Source organism: Shewanella sp. JNE2 (genome assembly GCF_023159115.1).
Taxonomy (GTDB): Bacteria; Pseudomonadota; Gammaproteobacteria; order Enterobacterales; family Shewanellaceae; genus Shewanella; species Shewanella putrefaciens.
This window is the reverse complement of the sequence record NZ_CP096169.1, coordinates 219,593-235,988: the sequence shown is the minus strand read 5'-3', so window position 1 is coordinate 235,988 and position 16,396 is coordinate 219,593. Positions and strand designations below refer to the sequence as shown.

General features: G+C 44.6%; 16 protein-coding genes. 10 read left to right on the top strand and 6 right to left on the bottom strand.

What is annotated here, in order from left to right:
* Positions 1 to 56 precede the first annotated feature (56 nt).
* The 3 genes from MZ182_RS01125 to MZ182_RS01115 form a co-directional block, all read right to left on the bottom strand.
* Entirely contained in the window at positions 57 to 614 is a 558-nt protein-coding gene (locus MZ182_RS01125) for a porin family protein (protein WP_025008012.1), read from the bottom strand.
* Between the two features lie 208 nt (positions 615 to 822).
* The gene (locus tag MZ182_RS01120) at positions 823 to 1,704 is read right to left on the bottom strand and encodes a cation diffusion facilitator family transporter (protein ID WP_011787618.1); all 882 of its coding nucleotides are present in this window, start codon (positions 1,702 to 1,704) and stop codon (positions 823 to 825) included.
* A 50-nt stretch (positions 1,705 to 1,754) separates the two neighbouring features.
* On the bottom strand, positions 1,755 to 2,243 hold the full coding sequence (locus MZ182_RS01115) for a Spy/CpxP family protein refolding chaperone (protein WP_049824083.1): 489 nt from the start codon (positions 2,241 to 2,243) through the stop codon (positions 1,755 to 1,757).
* Positions 2,244 to 2,512: 269 nt separating this feature from the next.
* On the opposite strand from MZ182_RS01115, the gene MZ182_RS01110 reads away from it, so the two are divergent.
* A complete protein-coding gene (locus MZ182_RS01110) occupies positions 2,513 to 3,199 on the top strand; it encodes a response regulator (RefSeq protein WP_011787616.1) in 687 nt (228 codons plus the stop codon).
* A gap of 14 nt (positions 3,200 to 3,213) precedes the next feature.
* Complete coding sequence (locus MZ182_RS01105) at positions 3,214 to 4,563, top strand: ATP-binding protein (protein ID WP_014609613.1); 1,350 nt, start codon at positions 3,214 to 3,216, stop codon at positions 4,561 to 4,563.
* Between the two features lie 42 nt (positions 4,564 to 4,605).
* Here MZ182_RS01105 and MZ182_RS01100 read toward each other — a convergent pair whose 3' ends face one another.
* Positions 4,606 to 6,507 (bottom strand): sigma-54-dependent Fis family transcriptional regulator, encoded by a 1,902-nt coding sequence (locus MZ182_RS01100; protein ID WP_248068297.1) that lies wholly within the window; start codon positions 6,505 to 6,507, stop codon positions 4,606 to 4,608.
* 260 nt (positions 6,508 to 6,767) lie between these two features.
* On the opposite strand from MZ182_RS01100, the gene MZ182_RS01095 reads away from it, so the two are divergent.
* Positions 6,768 to 8,288 (top strand): aldehyde dehydrogenase family protein, encoded by a 1,521-nt coding sequence (locus tag MZ182_RS01095; protein ID WP_011918478.1) that lies wholly within the window; start codon positions 6,768 to 6,770, stop codon positions 8,286 to 8,288.
* A gap of 165 nt (positions 8,289 to 8,453) precedes the next feature.
* Here the strand turns inward: MZ182_RS01095 and MZ182_RS01090 are convergent, their stop codons facing one another.
* Both MZ182_RS01090 and MZ182_RS01085 read right to left on the bottom strand, forming a co-directional pair.
* Complete coding sequence (locus MZ182_RS01090) at positions 8,454 to 8,957, bottom strand: hypothetical protein (RefSeq protein ID WP_248068300.1); 504 nt, start codon at positions 8,955 to 8,957, stop codon at positions 8,454 to 8,456.
* An 84-nt stretch (positions 8,958 to 9,041) separates the two neighbouring features.
* Complete coding sequence (locus MZ182_RS01085) at positions 9,042 to 9,506, bottom strand: DUF2809 domain-containing protein (protein WP_248068303.1); 465 nt, start codon at positions 9,504 to 9,506, stop codon at positions 9,042 to 9,044.
* A gap of 241 nt (positions 9,507 to 9,747) precedes the next feature.
* Between MZ182_RS01085 and MZ182_RS01080 the strand changes: the two genes are divergently transcribed.
* The 7 genes from MZ182_RS01080 to MZ182_RS01050 all read left to right on the top strand — a co-directional run bounded on the left by MZ182_RS01080 (position 9,748) and on the right by MZ182_RS01050 (position 16,335).
* Positions 9,748 to 10,236: a GNAT family N-acetyltransferase gene (locus MZ182_RS01080; RefSeq protein ID WP_248068305.1), complete on the top strand. Its 489-nt coding sequence runs from the start codon at positions 9,748 to 9,750 to the stop codon at positions 10,234 to 10,236.
* Between the two features lie 302 nt (positions 10,237 to 10,538).
* A complete protein-coding gene (frdA, locus tag MZ182_RS01075) occupies positions 10,539 to 12,314 on the top strand; it encodes a fumarate reductase (quinol) flavoprotein subunit (protein ID WP_248068308.1) in 1,776 nt (591 codons plus the stop codon).
* Positions 12,314 to 13,054 carry a succinate dehydrogenase/fumarate reductase iron-sulfur subunit gene (locus MZ182_RS01070; RefSeq protein WP_011787602.1) on the top strand — a complete coding sequence of 247 codons (741 nt, stop codon included), beginning with the start codon at positions 12,314 to 12,316 and terminating at the stop codon, positions 13,052 to 13,054. The genes frdA and MZ182_RS01070 overlap by 1 nt, the downstream gene beginning before the upstream one ends.
* A 1-nt stretch (position 13,055) precedes the next feature.
* Positions 13,056 to 13,439 carry a fumarate reductase subunit FrdC gene (gene frdC / locus MZ182_RS01065; protein ID WP_014609602.1) on the top strand — a complete coding sequence of 128 codons (384 nt, stop codon included), beginning with the start codon at positions 13,056 to 13,058 and terminating at the stop codon, positions 13,437 to 13,439.
* 12 nt (positions 13,440 to 13,451) lie between these two features.
* On the top strand, positions 13,452 to 13,817 hold the full coding sequence (gene frdD / locus MZ182_RS01060; RefSeq protein ID WP_248068311.1) for a fumarate reductase subunit FrdD: 366 nt from the start codon (positions 13,452 to 13,454) through the stop codon (positions 13,815 to 13,817).
* Between the two features lie 183 nt (positions 13,818 to 14,000).
* On the top strand, positions 14,001 to 15,668 hold the full coding sequence (locus MZ182_RS01055; protein WP_014609601.1) for a sensor histidine kinase: 1,668 nt from the start codon (positions 14,001 to 14,003) through the stop codon (positions 15,666 to 15,668).
* Positions 15,637 to 16,335 (top strand): response regulator, encoded by a 699-nt coding sequence (locus tag MZ182_RS01050; RefSeq protein ID WP_248068314.1) that lies wholly within the window; start codon positions 15,637 to 15,639, stop codon positions 16,333 to 16,335. Before MZ182_RS01055 ends, MZ182_RS01050 begins: the two co-directional genes overlap by 32 nt.
* Positions 16,336 to 16,396: the final 61 nt, after the last annotated feature.

Sequence of the window (16,396 nt, the reverse complement as noted above, 5' to 3'; positions counted from 1 at the left end):
CAATATCCCTTTTTCTATTTAATCTTATCGCCACTAAAATAGTAGCCGAAACAGATTTAGAATTGGTAATGAACACCAACGGCAAATTGCTTAATATCTGTGTCCATATCTTTAATGCCAACATAGCTATGGTCGGCATCTAAATCGCCCGTGGTAACATCATAACTGACTCTGATATTTAAGTGTTCGGTGACGGCTGCATTAATACCTGCACCATAGGTCCAACCAAAGCCGGTGAAATCTTCATCAAATCCAAAACCATCTACATTTACTGCCATAGAAGCGATACCCACTTTCGCATAGACAGAGAAAATGTCGTTGATTTGTGCTGTAAATTTGGGCGTAAAGCTTAGTGCTCCAGCACTCATATCCACATTTCTATCACCCAGATCACCAGTGGCAAACAGGTTGGCTTCTAATCCAAACCACTCATTAAAGTTATAACCACCATACACACCAAAACCCGTACCCGACTCAGAGTCCCCTAAGGCATCAAGTGTCACTCGATTAACAGCACCACCAACATAAAAACCCGTCTTATCTGTTTCGGCTGAAACTTGCGTCGCCACTAATGTTGATAATAGAGAGATAATAACAATTGATAACTTTTTCATCATAATTCCCATAATGATTTAACGAAGGTATTGAACAGCGTGGATATTACAATAAGCAATTTAGAAGTGTCATGGTTTAAATTATCAAAAGACAAACCATACAGGATTGATTCAGCTTGAGTAAAAAATAACGTTATTTTCTTTGCCACTAATCCAATCTGTGACTTTGCTTTTGCATCCATGCCATCATTTGCTCCTATTTTACGTTTCACTCTTCAAGTTTCACCGGATCTTGGTGAATAATGACCTCAGCATCCTCAAATGCAGCCTTGACTCGCAAGCCTGTGGTATCGGCGATACTGTGGGCTTCATTTAAACTTAAATTGCCATCGAGTTCTAAATGAAATTGAATAAAAACAGTTTTGCCTGCTTGACGAGTTCGTAAATCATGTAGCCCTTGCACCCGAGGATCCTCCTTCGCAATCTGCTTAATTTGCTGACGGGTTTCTTCGTCTAATTCTCGATCTAACAGTGCTTGAATTGAACGATAACCTAATCCAAAGGCTTGATGACCAATATAAAATGCAATCAGGACGGCAAATAAACCATCGGCCCACCACCAGCCATATTGGGATAACACTAATGCTAATAACACAGCGGCATTGAGGAATAAGTCGGACTTGTAGTGTAATGAATCTGCTTCCACCACTGTGCTATTAGTTGCGGCAAGCGCCCGTTTTTGCAACATGACCAGCGCCAATGTCAACGCTATAGCAACTACAGAAACCACAACCCCTAGGGTGGCATACTCCACTGGTGCAGGAGTAATAAGGCGTTCTCCGCCATAAAACAGCAACAAAAAGGCTGAACCCATAATAAAGGCTGACTGCGCAAGGGACGCTAAGGGCTCTGCTTTTCCATGACCATATCTGTGATCCTGATCGGCAGGAACGATTGCGTAACGAATAGCAATAAAATTAACAATAGAAGCAAGTGCATCAGCAAAGGAATCCGTCAAGGAAGCCAACATACTGGCAGAGCCTGAATATAACCAAGCTAAGAGTTTGATAATAATAAGGGTCAAAGCGGTAGCCACAGAGGCGCGGCTAGCCAATTTGACCCAAAAATCGTATTGGGAAGTTTGAGTCATAAAGGTCTATATCGGGAAGCGATGATCCTATTGTATATCAGCTTAGACACTTAACCGCGAGGTTCTTTACCAGCTTGTGCTTCAAATCGTGCTTTAAACTTCGCTTGTTGCTCTGGCGTCAGTAGATTATAAATTTGATTCTGAATCTTCATACGTTCAATTGCTTGCGCTTGGCGTTTATCTTGCCGAGCATTGAGTAATGCTTTAGCTTGAGTTTCATCGAAGGTGGCTGCGGTGATAACTGCTTGCATCTCATTACGATGTGCTAACAACTCTTCTTTCGTTGGACGTTCATCTGAACGAGACGATTTTTGCTCTGCAAAAAGTTTTTTAATATCCGCCTTTTGAGCATCTGTTAAATCAAGTCCTTCAAACATTTTATGCATACCGCCATGTTCCATTCTGTTGCCTTTTTTATGGAACTCACCCCTTGAATGATCACAGCCTTGGGTTGGCTCTGCACTGACCGTCGTCGCGAATACGGTTGAACTCGCTAAAATAGCAAATAAACCTGCTTTCAAAGGAGATAATGTTTTCATCATGTTAACCTCAATGTTTAGATAGATAAGACACAGTGACGACCCTTTTTCAAGCCGAATCACTTTCGACCATCACAGTCTATAGCGCTATACGTAAGCGAGGGCGTTGTCTGAGTAAATCACTGTAAAGTTGCGGCAATAACTCTATTCTTTACTTTGGCTTACATTGCTACACAGCAATTGACATCAAAACGGGTATACTCAGCCAAAGTACAACATTGCCAGTGATAAAAGCACATAAAGCCATATCACAAAGATTAAGGAACATTATGAGTCGGATATTATTGATCGATGACGATCTCGGTTTATCGGAATTACTCGGGCAGTTGCTTGAACTGGAAGGCTTTACCTTAACGTTAGCCTACGATGGTAAGAAAGGATTAGATCTTGCCCTCACAACCGATTTTGATCTGATTTTACTCGATGTCATGTTACCTAAATTAAATGGTTTTGAAGTGCTTCGAGCCCTGCGCCAACATAAACAAACTCCTGTATTGATGCTAACAGCCCGTGGCGATGAAATAGACCGCGTTGTGGGTCTTGAAATTGGCGCTGATGACTACCTGCCAAAACCCTTTAATGACCGAGAGTTAATCGCCCGTATTCGTGCAATTATCCGCCGTGCCCATTTAACCGCCCAAGAAATTCATGCGGCGCCAGCCCAAGAGTTTGGCGATTTGCGTTTAGACCCTTCACGCCAAGAAGCCTACTGTAATGAACAACTGATTATTCTTACGGGAACAGAGTTCACGCTATTGCATACCCTAGCATTACACGCTGGTGAGTTAATGAATAAAGAAGAGCTAAATGAAATTGTGCTTGGCAAAAAACTTATGCCCTTCGATCGCAGTTTAGATATGCACCTGTCCAATTTACGGAAAAAGCTCCCCGAGCGTAGCGATGGCAGACCGAGGGTAAAAACCATCCGAGGTAAAGGTTATATCTGGCTACCATAAGGGCGGAATATATTGTGCCTAATCGTTTATTTATCAAATTATTGCTCGGATTCTGGCTCTGTAGCTCACTGATCATTGCTTTGGTCGGCCTGTTGCCATTACTACAACAAAAGCACGATAGAGCACCGATTCCACCTCATCTTGAAAATGCGTTATCCAATATTGCGATACGATTCCAAGAAAATCCTTCCCTGTTCGAGTCTGACTTTTTACGTCGATGGGAAAGACAAAGAAATATGGAAGGAAAACCGCTCCGTATTTATCTCGCGAACAGCGAAGGGCAAGTGATTAATACCCAAAAAATTAGCCGTGGTGTTCGTAGCTTTATGCTGATGACAGATGAAGATAAACGACCCATTAGCCATCAATTTAAAGATGAATTGGTATTTGGCCCTTACCACTTCAATGTTAATGGTGAAACCTACTCATTATACGGCCGCTTGCCGGATCATCATCCACGGCCTTGGTTCTTCTTTTTTGTCGAAAACAAACTGTTAACCTTAAGTCTAGCAATTCTACTTTCGGGGTTACTCTGTGGTTTACTCGCGTGGCATTTAGGTAAAGCGCTAAATTCCCTTAAAAAAAGTGCTAATGCTCTCGCTGAGGGCGATTTAAGTAACCGTGTTGATAAAGCCACAACTAAACGTAATGATGAAATAGGCCAACTCGCCAGTGCCTTTAATAGCATGGCGGATTCTATTGAAACTATGGTTAAAAATCAGCAAAGGTTAATGGGAGATATCTCCCACGAATTACGCACCCCATTGACACGTTTACAATTATCTTTGGCACTTGCGCGCAAAAAAGGCCAGCAAACCACAGAAACTGACCGCATAGGTTATGAGGCCGAACAACTTGAAAAACTTATCGCGGAATTGCTAGAGCTCTCACGAGTCAAACTCAACACCAACGAAACCAAAGTGCGCTTAGGCCTAGCCGAATCCTTAAGCCAAGTACTAGACGATGCGGAATTTGAGGCCGATCAACAGGATAAAAAAATCACTATCGATATAGATGAAGATATTGAGTTAACACACTTTCCAAAATCGCTTTCCCGCGCCATCGAAAACCTGCTGCGTAACGCGATTCGTTATGCCAAAAACGATATCTATATACACGCCAACGCCACGGCTGATGAAGTCTATATCACCATTAAAGATGATGGGCCGGGCATTGATGCCTCTGAGCTTGATGCTATTTTTAAGCCTTTCTACCGTCCCGATTCGGCAAGACAGAGAGAAAGTGGTGGTTGGGGTTTAGGACTTGCCATTACCGAAGCTGCCATTACTGCCCATAAAGGAAAAATTAAGGCGAAGAATAGAGTACCACATGGGCTTGAAGTCAATATTACCCTACCCGTTTAAACCTTAAATCAATCGACATGGGATTAAAGCTTACCCTTATGGCTAAGCTTTAATTCCCATCTGTTTCAACTTACGATACAAGGCATTACGGCTGATCCCTAAGCGTTTAGCGCATTGGCTCACATTGCCATTACAGGCTTGGTATGCCTGCAGGACATTGCTATAAATCGCCTCATTTAGGGAATCCGATTGAACCTTTGTGACATTCGGCTCCACAGCGAACTTACCACTTGGCAGGGGTGATGCAGAACGTTGACGGCTTACCTCTTTAAATTCATCACATAAAGATGCAGCTTGTAACAGGTCTCCTTTTAACGGCTCGCATGTGAGTTTGGCCGCCAGATAATCGGGTAAATGTTGCCAATTGAGGGTATTGTCTCCTTCTGCCATCAAGCAAGCGACTTGCATGAGATTATCCAGCTCACGCAAATTCCCAGGCCAGTCGTATTGCATCATTTTCCCTAACAGTTCTGGGCAGATATCCTGCGCAGCGATACGATGTTTACGATGCAATTTATGGATAATACGCTCGATATCCTGCCGCTCACGCAGCGCAGGTAAACGTACTTGCAGACCATTCAATCGATAGAACAAATCCTGTCGAAACAGCCCTTGAGTCACCTGTTGTTCTAAATCCATATGGGTTGCGGCAATGATTTGGATATCGACTTTAAAGCTTTGATTACTGCCAACGGGTACCACTTCGCGCTCTTGCAATACTCTGAGTAAACGACTCTGGGCCGCCAGCGGCATTTCACCTATCTCATCTAAAAACAAAAAGCCACCGTGGGCTTGGCGAATTTTACCGATAAATCCGGTGCGGTTTGCCCCAGTAAAAGCGCCTGCCTGATAACCAAAAAGTTCAGATTCGACTAATTCAGCGGGCAATGCGGCGCAGTTCACTGCCACTAAAGGCTCGGTGCGACGTGCACTCTGGGCATGGAGCTTTTTAACAAATTGCTCTTTACCCACCCCAGTCTCACCGAGCACCAACAGCGGAATTTGCTTGGTGATCACCTTATTGGCATGTTGCCAAGCGCGTTCTAATTGAGGATCGCGAAACCGAACCCCCAATTGATTGAGCGATTTATTGCTAATCACAACTCGACCCTTAGCGCTGGGAATATTTAGGGATTGAGTCTGTAAATGCAAAGCTAAATGTTGATTAAAACCGCCCACACGGCTCCAATTATCGCCTAAGTACTGTTCGACAGCATCGCCCACCTTGGCATGGTTAAGCAATTGTTTCGCCATGGGATTACAACCCACGATGCGGCCATCGCTATCGGCAATCACTATACCCTGCCAACCCGAATTGAGCAGATTGGGCTGCGCCGCTAAATCGATTCGATAATGGCTATCGGGCAGATGGCACAAAAGCGCGGTCTCGACCTGCTGCGCCAAACTGGACACTAACATCAGCGTCTGCTGGGTGTGCCTTTGCTGCTCGCTGGTGATATCAATCACCCCGAGCATCTCACCTTGGGGGGAAAATATCGGGCAAGCAGTGCAACTCATAAAACGATTCTGGCGAATAAAATGTTGCTCACCCACCACAGATACTGCTTGTTTAGCGGTAAGTGCCGTCCCTATCGCATTGGTGCCCTTGTGCTGCTCAAGCCAATTCACCCCGATATCCAAAGCCACGTCTGCCAGTTTTGTAGAGTAACGGCTCACGCCCCAATGCCTAAGCACATAACCCTCGGCATCGGAGAGCAAGAGTCGGCTATTAGAATGCGCCATCAACTGATTGAACAAAGGCAAGGCATGGGATTGCACTAATGCGATGAGCATTTGATATTGCTCATGTTTCTGCTTTAGTTCACTGGCATCGAGCCTAAGCTCTTGGGGTAACTGAAACTCAGACAAGCCAGCGCCAATGCTGCGCTGCCACGAATCGGCAAGCCACGCCTGTGTCGATGGTAAATGCGGTTTAACTGTCATAACCGTGCTCCCCCGAGCTGTGTTCCGTTTCGGCACAATTGCTGTGTGCCACTCAATGACAAAGTAACCACTGGACACGCTCCTATCCCTGAGTGCCCATACTTATTCAAATCTGCAAAATTAGCTTTTCATCATACTGTTAGCGCAACAAGTGTACAACTCCTGCCAGTTTGGCACTCTCCTTGCGATATCCATTTGTATGCAACGCTAAAGTGTTACGCAAGAGAACACTAAGCCAATCAACAAGAAGGAATGATTCTATGATTTATGCTCAACCCGGAACCGCAGGTGCAATCGTTAACTTCAAAGAAAAATATGCCAACTTTATCGGTGGTAAATGGATCGCCCCAGTCAATGGTAAATACTTCGACAATCGCTCCCCCGTGAATGGCCAAAATTTTTGCCAAATCCCACGCTCCGATGCCCAAGATATTGAATTAGCATTAGATGCAGCCCACGCAGCGAAAGACGCTTGGGGTAAGACCTCAGTCACCGAGCGCTCAAACCTGTTACTGCGCATTGCCGATCGGGTCGAGCAAAATCTCGAATACTTAGCCGTTGCCGAAACCTGGGAAAACGGTAAAGCGGTGCGTGAAACCTTAAATGCCGATTTGCCCTTATTCGTCGATCACTTCCGCTACTTTGCGGGTTGTATCCGCGCACAGGAAGGCAGCGCTGCCGATATCGACGGCAACACAGTCAGCTATCACTTCCCAGAGCCTTTAGGCGTGGTCGGCCAGATCATTCCTTGGAACTTCCCGCTCTTAATGGCGGCATGGAAAATCGCCCCTGCGCTGGCGGCGGGTAACTGTGTGGTACTCAAGCCTGCGGAGCAGACACCGGTCTCGATTCTGGTCTTGCTCGAGCTGATTGAAGACCTATTACCCGCGGGTATTCTTAACGTAGTCAACGGCTTTGGTGCCGAAGCAGGACAAGCACTCGCCACCAGCAAACGCATCGCTAAGCTTGCGTTTACGGGCTCCACCGAAATTGGCTATCACATCTTAAAATGCGCCGCCGAATCCTTAATTCCATCGACCGTTGAGCTTGGCGGTAAGTCGCCTAACGTGTTTTTTGCCGATGTGATGGACCATGAAGACGAATATTTAAATAAGGCCGTCGAAGGCATGTTGCTGGCCTTCTTCAACCAAGGTGAAGTCTGTACTTGCCCATCACGGGTGTTAGTCCAAGAGTCGATTTTTGATCGCTTTATCGAAAAAGTGCTCGCCCGCGCGCAAACCATTAAGCAAGGCGATCCCTTAGATACCGACACTCAAGTTGGCGCTCAAGCCTCTAAAGAGCAGTTCGATAAGATCTTAAGTTACTTGGCTATAGGTAAGGCTGAGGGCGCAGAAGTGCTACTAGGCGGCACACTTTGCCAACTCGATGGCGGCCAAAGTGAAGGTTATTACATCAGCCCGACGATTATGAAAGGCCACAATAAGATGCGTATCTTCCAAGAGGAGATCTTCGGCCCCGTGATTTCGGTCACCACCTTTAAAGATGAAGCCGAAGCCTTAGCGATCGCGAACGATACTGAGTACGGCCTAGGCGCTGGCGTGTGGACGCGGGACATGAACACGGCTCAACGTATGGGACGTGGCATTCAAGCGGGCCGCGTGTGGATTAACTGTTACCACGCCTATCCAGCCCATGCCGCCTTTGGTGGATACAAAAAATCCGGCATCGGCCGCGAAACCCATAAGATGATGCTCAACCATTATCAAAATACCAAGAATCTCTTGGTGAGTTACGATGTGAATCCTTTAGGTTTCTTCTAAGGTTTTGGTGCTCAAACAAGCTGATGTGAGGGAGCTTTTATTAGGTTTTTAAACGTCTTTGTAAGCAAGCTTATAAAACTTTCCGCATGAGTAATAGATACAAGTGATAAACATGAAAGGGCGAATAGCCCTTTCTTTTTTAACTCAATTTAATTCAAACCTCACTCAGTTTATATTATCAATCCGCGCTAAACGCTGAGCTAATTCAGCAAGAGAGGAGGCTGTTTGTGGATCGCTTTGTGGATCGACAACTTCAACCAGTTTAAGTTTTGGCTGAAAAGGTAACCAAGAACTGCCCGTTGTAATCACTAAATCCAGCACAAACTGACCGTAATAGTGCAACCTCAGTCGGTTATCCGTCATAGGCCAATGGGCATAAAGCAGAAAAGAATCGTACATTTGCGCCAAAGAGGTTGTCGCAATGAGCTTAAACCCTTCATCAAGCAGACTAAACTCGGTCGATTCTTCGAAGGGACAATCAAAAGAAGTGATGACCAAATACCCCGAGGTTTTATTGGGTAAAACGCAGCGATATTGGCCTTCAATCACTAGGCCTGCAATAAAAGAGTGAGTAGGTTGGCCATTGAAATACAGGGGTATTTTCAGTGGATTAGGCTCAAACCCATCGGTATGATCTGTTAGCAGTGAAAACCCCGTTATCGGTTGCATCCCTTACCCCACTTATCTCGTCTACCTATCTCGCATTCCTATCCGCGGAAACACATGTCATGCGGCTCTTGCAAATTCAAATCACTAGGACTGACGGCTTTTCCAATAACAGCTCAGTAAGATCAAATAGCCGACAAAATACGCCACGAGATCGAGTGGATCAAAATGGCTACCTATCACTATTCGCGCCAAGCGATTTCCGCCCAAGCCTAGCTTGTCGACTAAACCCCAATACTGACCAAACTCGATAGCAAAGGCAAACAGCAATACCGAAAACGCCAACCAAGGAGTTTGAAAAAAACGCTTCATGCCCTCGCCTGTGTTTTGTGCTAGGGACTTTTCTGCTGGGCTGTCAACCGGAACGACAGCCCGCACCATACAAAACAGTAAGATCACTACTAGTACATCACCCACAAAACCACGAATAAAACCCGCAGGTGCATATAAAGCGATTAAGACTTCAGTCAAAAATAATAAAACGGCATAAATACAAAAGGATTTACGACTCGGATTGCGGCTGATAAAAGCGCGAATAACGGCGGTAGACATAAATAAGTTAATCCCTTCACTCGGTTTAGATGGCAGAGTTTACAGTAATATCAATAGGTTAACAAAAGATCTTACAGCACCTTTGTCATGCATAATAAGCCAACACCAGTGGCACTGCTAGTTCTGTATATCCCATGTAAAACGGTATACTCAGATCAATTTATCTCACTACCACATAGTACAGACAACCAAGTAAACTCAACGAATTGCATCCTTAACTTACACAACCCTAGAGATTTATATGAAAGTTGTCGACCTAAAATCGGCCCCGCAACACATTCCACAATTGGCGGAGTGGCATCATCAAGCATGGGCACATTTGAGTTCTGCGGATGCTTCAGTCACTACGTTGATTGAGGAAATGAACGAGTATTTAACTGACGCCGCCATCCCCAAGATGTTTATCTGCGAACAGGAAAATCAAGTGATGGGATCATCTTCATTAATCGTCGCAGATATGGACAGCCGAACTGACTTAAGCCCTTGGCTTGCCAATGTGTATGTGAATGCAAACCATCGAAATAAAGGATTAGGTAAGTTGCTCGTCAATGCCGTCATTGAGCATGCTAGAGCGATTGGTTTACAGAAAATCTATTTATTTACTGCAGATAAAGCCGATTTCTATCAAGCACTCGGCTGGTCAATGATTTCACAGGAAAATTATAAGGGCGAGATGGTTACGATAATGGAATATCAATTAATGCCCCAAGGAGATAGCAGCACTAATTAGAATATGCCGCCAGTTTTTGCTGGCTCGGCAATTTCCAGTTGTTTTGTTTTTGTGATAACAATTTAAGTTAATAAGGATAAATAAGTTACAAAAGCGCACTTAGTTTCAATATCGCCTACCCCCAGTTTTAGGATTTTTGCCGTTGTTATACTCACCTCGAAAATAAATCAGACGACAGATCCACTCAAGAAACATCATTTATTGATTGAGTTTTGATGATTCCGAGATACGAGTAAAAACGCGACCCTACCTATACCGTCCGTTTTGAACAGATAAACATCATTCCTGCTGGAGGGATAATTTTGAAAACCATAACCACAGATGTGGCGGTCATCGGCGCTGGTGGCGCGGGTCTTCGCGCAGCAATTGCTGCAGCAGAGGCGAATCCAAAGCTAAGTATCGCTCTCATTTCCAAAGTATATCCAATGCGCTCACATACCGTTGCTGCCGAAGGCGGCTCGGCTGCGGTAATTAAAGATGAAGACAGTTTGGATAACCATTTCAATGATACGGTTGCCGGTGGCGACTGGCTATGTGAACAGGACGTTGTCGAGTATTTCGTCGAGAATGCACTACGTGAAATGACCCAGTTAGAACTCTGGGGTTGTCCGTGGAGCCGAAAACCTAACGGTGAAATTAACGTGCGCCGCTTTGGTGGAATGAAGATTGAGCGAACTTGGTTTGCGGCCGATAAAACGGGTTTTCACATGCTACACACCCTTTTTCAAACATCAATGAAGTACAGCAATATCGTGCGCTATGACGAATTCTTCGTGCTGGATCTCATCGTTGTCGATAATGAAGTGCAAGGTGTTATCGCCCTGTGTATTGCTGAAGGCGAGCTCGTTTGCTTTAAAGCCAAATCGGTGATCCTAGCAACAGGTGGCGGTGGCCGTGTCTACCACTTCAACACCAATGGCGGCATAGTCACAGGTGATGGAATGGCGATTGCCTATCGTCATGGCGTGCCACTGCGTGATATGGAGTTTGTGCAATATCACCCAACGGGTTTACCCGGTACGGGGATTTTGATGACGGAAGGATGTCGCGGTGAAGGCGGTATCATGGTCAATAAAGATGGTTACCGTTATCTGCAGGATTATGGTCTAGGGCCAGAACCCCCCGTTGGTCAACCACAAAACAAATACATGGAATTAGGCCCTCGCGATAAGGTTTCTCAAGCATTTTGGCATGAGCAACGTAAGGGAAATACCATCAAACATCCTCTGGGAGATGTAGTTCACTTAGATTTACGCCACTTAGGTGAAGACTACCTCAAAGAGCGCTTACCTTTTATCTGTGAACTAGCAAAGGCCTATGTCAACGTAGACCCAGCGAAAGAACCCATTCCTATTCGCCCTACCGCCCATTACACCATGGGAGGTCTTGAAACCGATCCTCAAACTGAAACCCAAATTAAAGGCTTGTTTGCCGTTGGTGAATGTTCTTCAGTTGGCTTACACGGTGCTAACCGCCTTGGTTCTAACTCGCTAGCAGAGCTTGTTGTGTTTGGCCGATTAGCTGGTGAAACCGCGGCTAAGCGCGCCGCAGAATTTCAAGGATGGAACTACGATGCGATTAATGAACAAGCCGCAGCCGTTGAGGCCCGTCTCGATGCGCTATTAGCTCAGAAAGGTACAGAGAACTGGTCTGATGTACGTATTGAAATGTGTAAGAGCATGGAATCTGGTTGTGGCATCTACCGCGATGAAGCAGGTATGCAAGCAACGATAGATAAGCTCGCTGAGCTGCGCTTACGTTATAAAAACATCCAAATCACCGATAAAGGCAAAGTATTTAATACTGATTTGCTTTATGCCATTGAAGTCGGCTTTAGCTTAGATGTTGCCGAGGCCATGGCACACTCCGCAATTCAGCGCCGAGAATCACGCGGCGCCCATCAACGGCTCGACGAAGGCTGTAACTCGCGTAATGACAAGGATTATCTAAAACACTCCCTTGCACTCTATAACCCTAATTCTGTGCCAACCATCAAGTACAGCGAGGTGAAGATTACTAAGTCTCAACCTCAAGCTCGCCTGTATGGTGATGCCGCAAAACAGCAGGAGAAAGTCTAATGACAGAGCATAATATTCAGACGGTTAATATCCTTCGATATGATCCAGAAAGGGACAATGAACCCTTCTTGGAGACGTTCAAAGTCCCTGCGGATAACACAACCTCCATACAAGATGCATTAACTTACATTAAAGATCATATGGATAAATCTTTATCCTATCGCTGGTCTTGTCGCATGGCGATTTGCGGCTCTTGTGGCGTAATGGTTAACAAAGTGCCTAAATTGGCCTGTAAAACCTTTTTACGCGACTACCCAGAAGGTATCACACTTGAGCCACTCGCTAACTTCGCCATTGAGAAAGATCTGGTGGTCGACAAAGCCCCCTTCCTTGAGCGATTAGAAGCAATGAAACCTTATATCATTGGTAACGATCGCAAACCCGAAGATGGACCAAATCGACAAACGCCAGCACAAATGGCGAAATACAAGCAGTTTGCAGGCTGTATCAACTGTGGTTTGTGCTATGCAGCTTGTCCGCAATTTGGTTTGAACCCAGAATTTATCGGCCCAGCGGCCATTACGCTGGCCCACAGATATAACTTAGATAGTCGCGATCTGGGCAAAGTCGAACGGATGAAGCTTATCAACGGTAAAGACGGTGCTTGGGGTTGTACCTTCGTTGGATATTGTTCAAAGGTATGTCCAAAGCATGTCGATCCTGCGGCGGCCGTAAACCAGAGCAAGGTCGAATCAGCTAAAGACTTTCTCATTAATATGATAACGACAAAGGAGGCATAAGATGCAAAACCGCAAACCCTATGTTCGTCCTATGCAGAGAACTTGGTGGTCCGAGAATAACTTCTTCAGTTGGTATATGGTGCGAGAATTAACCATAGTACCGCTGATCCTATTCACACTTAATCTTTGCGCGGGTTTATTTGCGTTGGTCTCAAGCAGTGATGCTTGGAATAACTGGCTCTATTTTTCATCTCACCCTGTCATGTTACTTATCAATGTATTGGCATTGATCGGAGCACTTTATCATGCAAAGACATTTTTTGGCATGATGCCGCAGGTGATGCCAATTAAGCTGGGTGAAAAAGTCGTGCCAACGGGTGTCATCGTTACGGTTCAATGGCTACTGTTAGTGCTAGTGTCACTCGTGGCGATTGCTTGTATTTAGTAGGAGTACATTATGATCAATTATTCACCAAAACGCTCTGATGAACCCATTTGGTGGGGCCTGTTTGGCGCGGGGGGCGTTTGGTTTGCCATGATTACACCGGTAACCGTACTTCTGATGGGGATCCTGTTGCCCTTACATGGATTTGGAGTAGTGGATATCGGCTACGACAAAGTTTATGCATTTGTCAGTCACCCAATTGGTGGTGCGTTTACCGTGCTCTCTTTATCACTCCCTATGTGGCATGCCATGCACCGAGTTCATCACGGTTTACATGACTTACAAATTCATTTAGGTGCCGTTGGCAAGTATGCTTGCTACTTAGCCGCGGCATTGGTAACAGTACTGGCTACCGTTTGGGTGATACAACTAAGTTAACGATATCGTTAAGTTGATAATTTAAGAGGTATGATAGGCAGAATTTTTCTGCCTATTTCTGTTAACTAAACAGCCCCAAAATGAGATTTTCCGCATTTCGGGGTTGTTTCGTTGTTTAAAAATCCTAATCACAGGCAATAGCTAAGATATTATTGATGTAAACACTCACCCACAGGATGATCTATGCTTTCCACCAATAAGCGATTTGACTTAGTCAAACCGATGAAATTCAAGAAACATTTGATTACCAGTATTTTTATGGCAATGGTGTTGATCTTGACTATTATGGTGGCAGCCACTTTTCATCTCCTCAAATCCACCCATGATGAGAGCCTTAAGCAGCGAGGATTAGAGTTAGCCAGTATTCTTGCATTGGATCCCGTGGTCATTGACGCTGTTGAACGCGCCAATGTTACACCTGAAGTATCTATCCGATCGTATATTGAAAACCTGCGCGCTCAGACTAGTGTCTCTTTTATTGTCGTGGTCAATAAAGAGGGAATACGCTTAAGCCATCCAGAAGAATCAAAACTACACCATCCCTTTGTGGGAGATGATCTCAAACCCGTATTAAGTGAAGGCATTAAAGTCAGTACCTTTGCCGAAGGTTCGCTTGGCCCTGCCATTCGCAGTTTTTCCCCCGTCATGAGTAACGGTAAAGTCATTGGTGCAGTCGCTGTGGGCATTCTGACCAAAGAAGTCAGCCTGCTTTTTCTTCAAAGCCACGCCAATCTGCTTTTTGTCGTTATCTTAGTTTTAACGATTGCTGTATTGCTAATTATCGTAGTGTTATCAAAATTAAAACGTACCATGCAATACCTTGAACCAGAATTAGTGATGAAGCGATTGATGGAACATGATCGTATTTTCAATGCTATCCATGATCCCATTATTTCAGTCAGCAATGATTTTACGATCTCGGCCATCAATGATATCGCGACTCAAGTTTTACCTATGGGTAGCATGAGTAAGCAAGACTATATCGGACAGCCATTGGCACATTTTTCGGCGGCGCTAAGTCAAATAACCAAAGCGAGCCATAGAGAAGCCTCCTCCGAAAGGCTTCGCTTAGGAAAGCTTGATTACCGAGTATGTATATATCCATGGCAAATAAACCAAGAACAACATGGTTATGTGATTATTTTCCTCGCGGATATGGAACTTAACGACCTAAGAAAAGAATTACTTCATTATAAAAACTATTCTGAACAGTTACGTAGTAAAACCCACGAGTATTCAAACAAACTCAATGTATTATCTGGCATGCTACAGTTAAAGCATTATGATGAAGTCATAGAGTTTATTGACCGTGAGAGTAAGGGCCATCAACGTATTATCGGTAATATTGTACGCTCCATTCATAACAGTTTAGTGGCCTCTATCTTGCTGGCAAAATATAACAAAGCAACAGAAACCAACGTAAAATATGTATTAGATGAGGACAATAACCTTCTTAATTACAGTAAGTTAGTCTCTGAAAAGTTAGCCACCATACTGGGGAATCTTATCGACAATGCGATTGTTGCAGCTTGGAATAATCGCAGTAATGTGCCACCAGAAGTGCAGGTTTATGTCAGCGATCGTAGTCAGCATATTATTTTAGAAGTGCAAGATAGTGGTTCGGGCGTAATACCAGAGATAGCCGATACCATTTTTGACTTTGGGGTTACCAGTAAAACCGATCAGGAACAATCAGGAATAGGCTTATATCTGGTTAACGAACTTGTAAAACAGTTTAGTGGTAGCCTCGATTGGGAACGCACCGAGGATAACACCACTTTATTCTCCATTTACATTGAGAAGAGCGAAGTAAAACGCTATGAGGCAGAAAGTCACCACCATGATTATTGAGGATGATCCCAAGGCCAGTTATGCCTTGGAATCCATCATTCACCAACATCCAGATTTTGAAGTCGTTGTCGTCAGTGAAACCTATCAAGATGCTCTGATGCACTATGACCTCTATAAACCCCAGCTGGTTTTTGTGGACATCACCCTACCCGATGGCAGTGGCATAAATGTCATCAAACAACTGCGCAGTCAAGGCGCTAATTGTTATTTTATTATGACCACCGCTGAGCGCGAGGCCACAACCGTTGAGCAAGTCGTGCAACTCGGTGTGAGTGATTACCTTGTAAAACCACTGCGCATGTCGAGGGTTCGCCAAGCTCTTGATGATTACAAGCTGTATCGACAAAAATTGGCATGCCATGAAACCATGGACCAATGTGTGATTGACCATATCCTAGGCAAACGCACAAATCTCCCTATGCGGCGAACACCAAAAGGAATCGATGCCAATACTCTCGATACGCTAAATGATATCTTAAGAAAAGAACAACTCACTGAATTTTCTGGGGATGATATTAGTGATCGAATGAATGTTAGTCGCATCACTATCCGCCGCTATCTGGAATATCTTGAGACAGAGGGGGTGATAAAAATGGTATTGAACTATAAAACAGGTGGACGCCCCAGTAGAGTCTATCAATTAATTGATGTGGATTTGCTTGGCTAATAAAAAACGGTAACCAACAGATGTTTGTCTGTTGGTTACCGTTAGTATTACTTCTAACCGC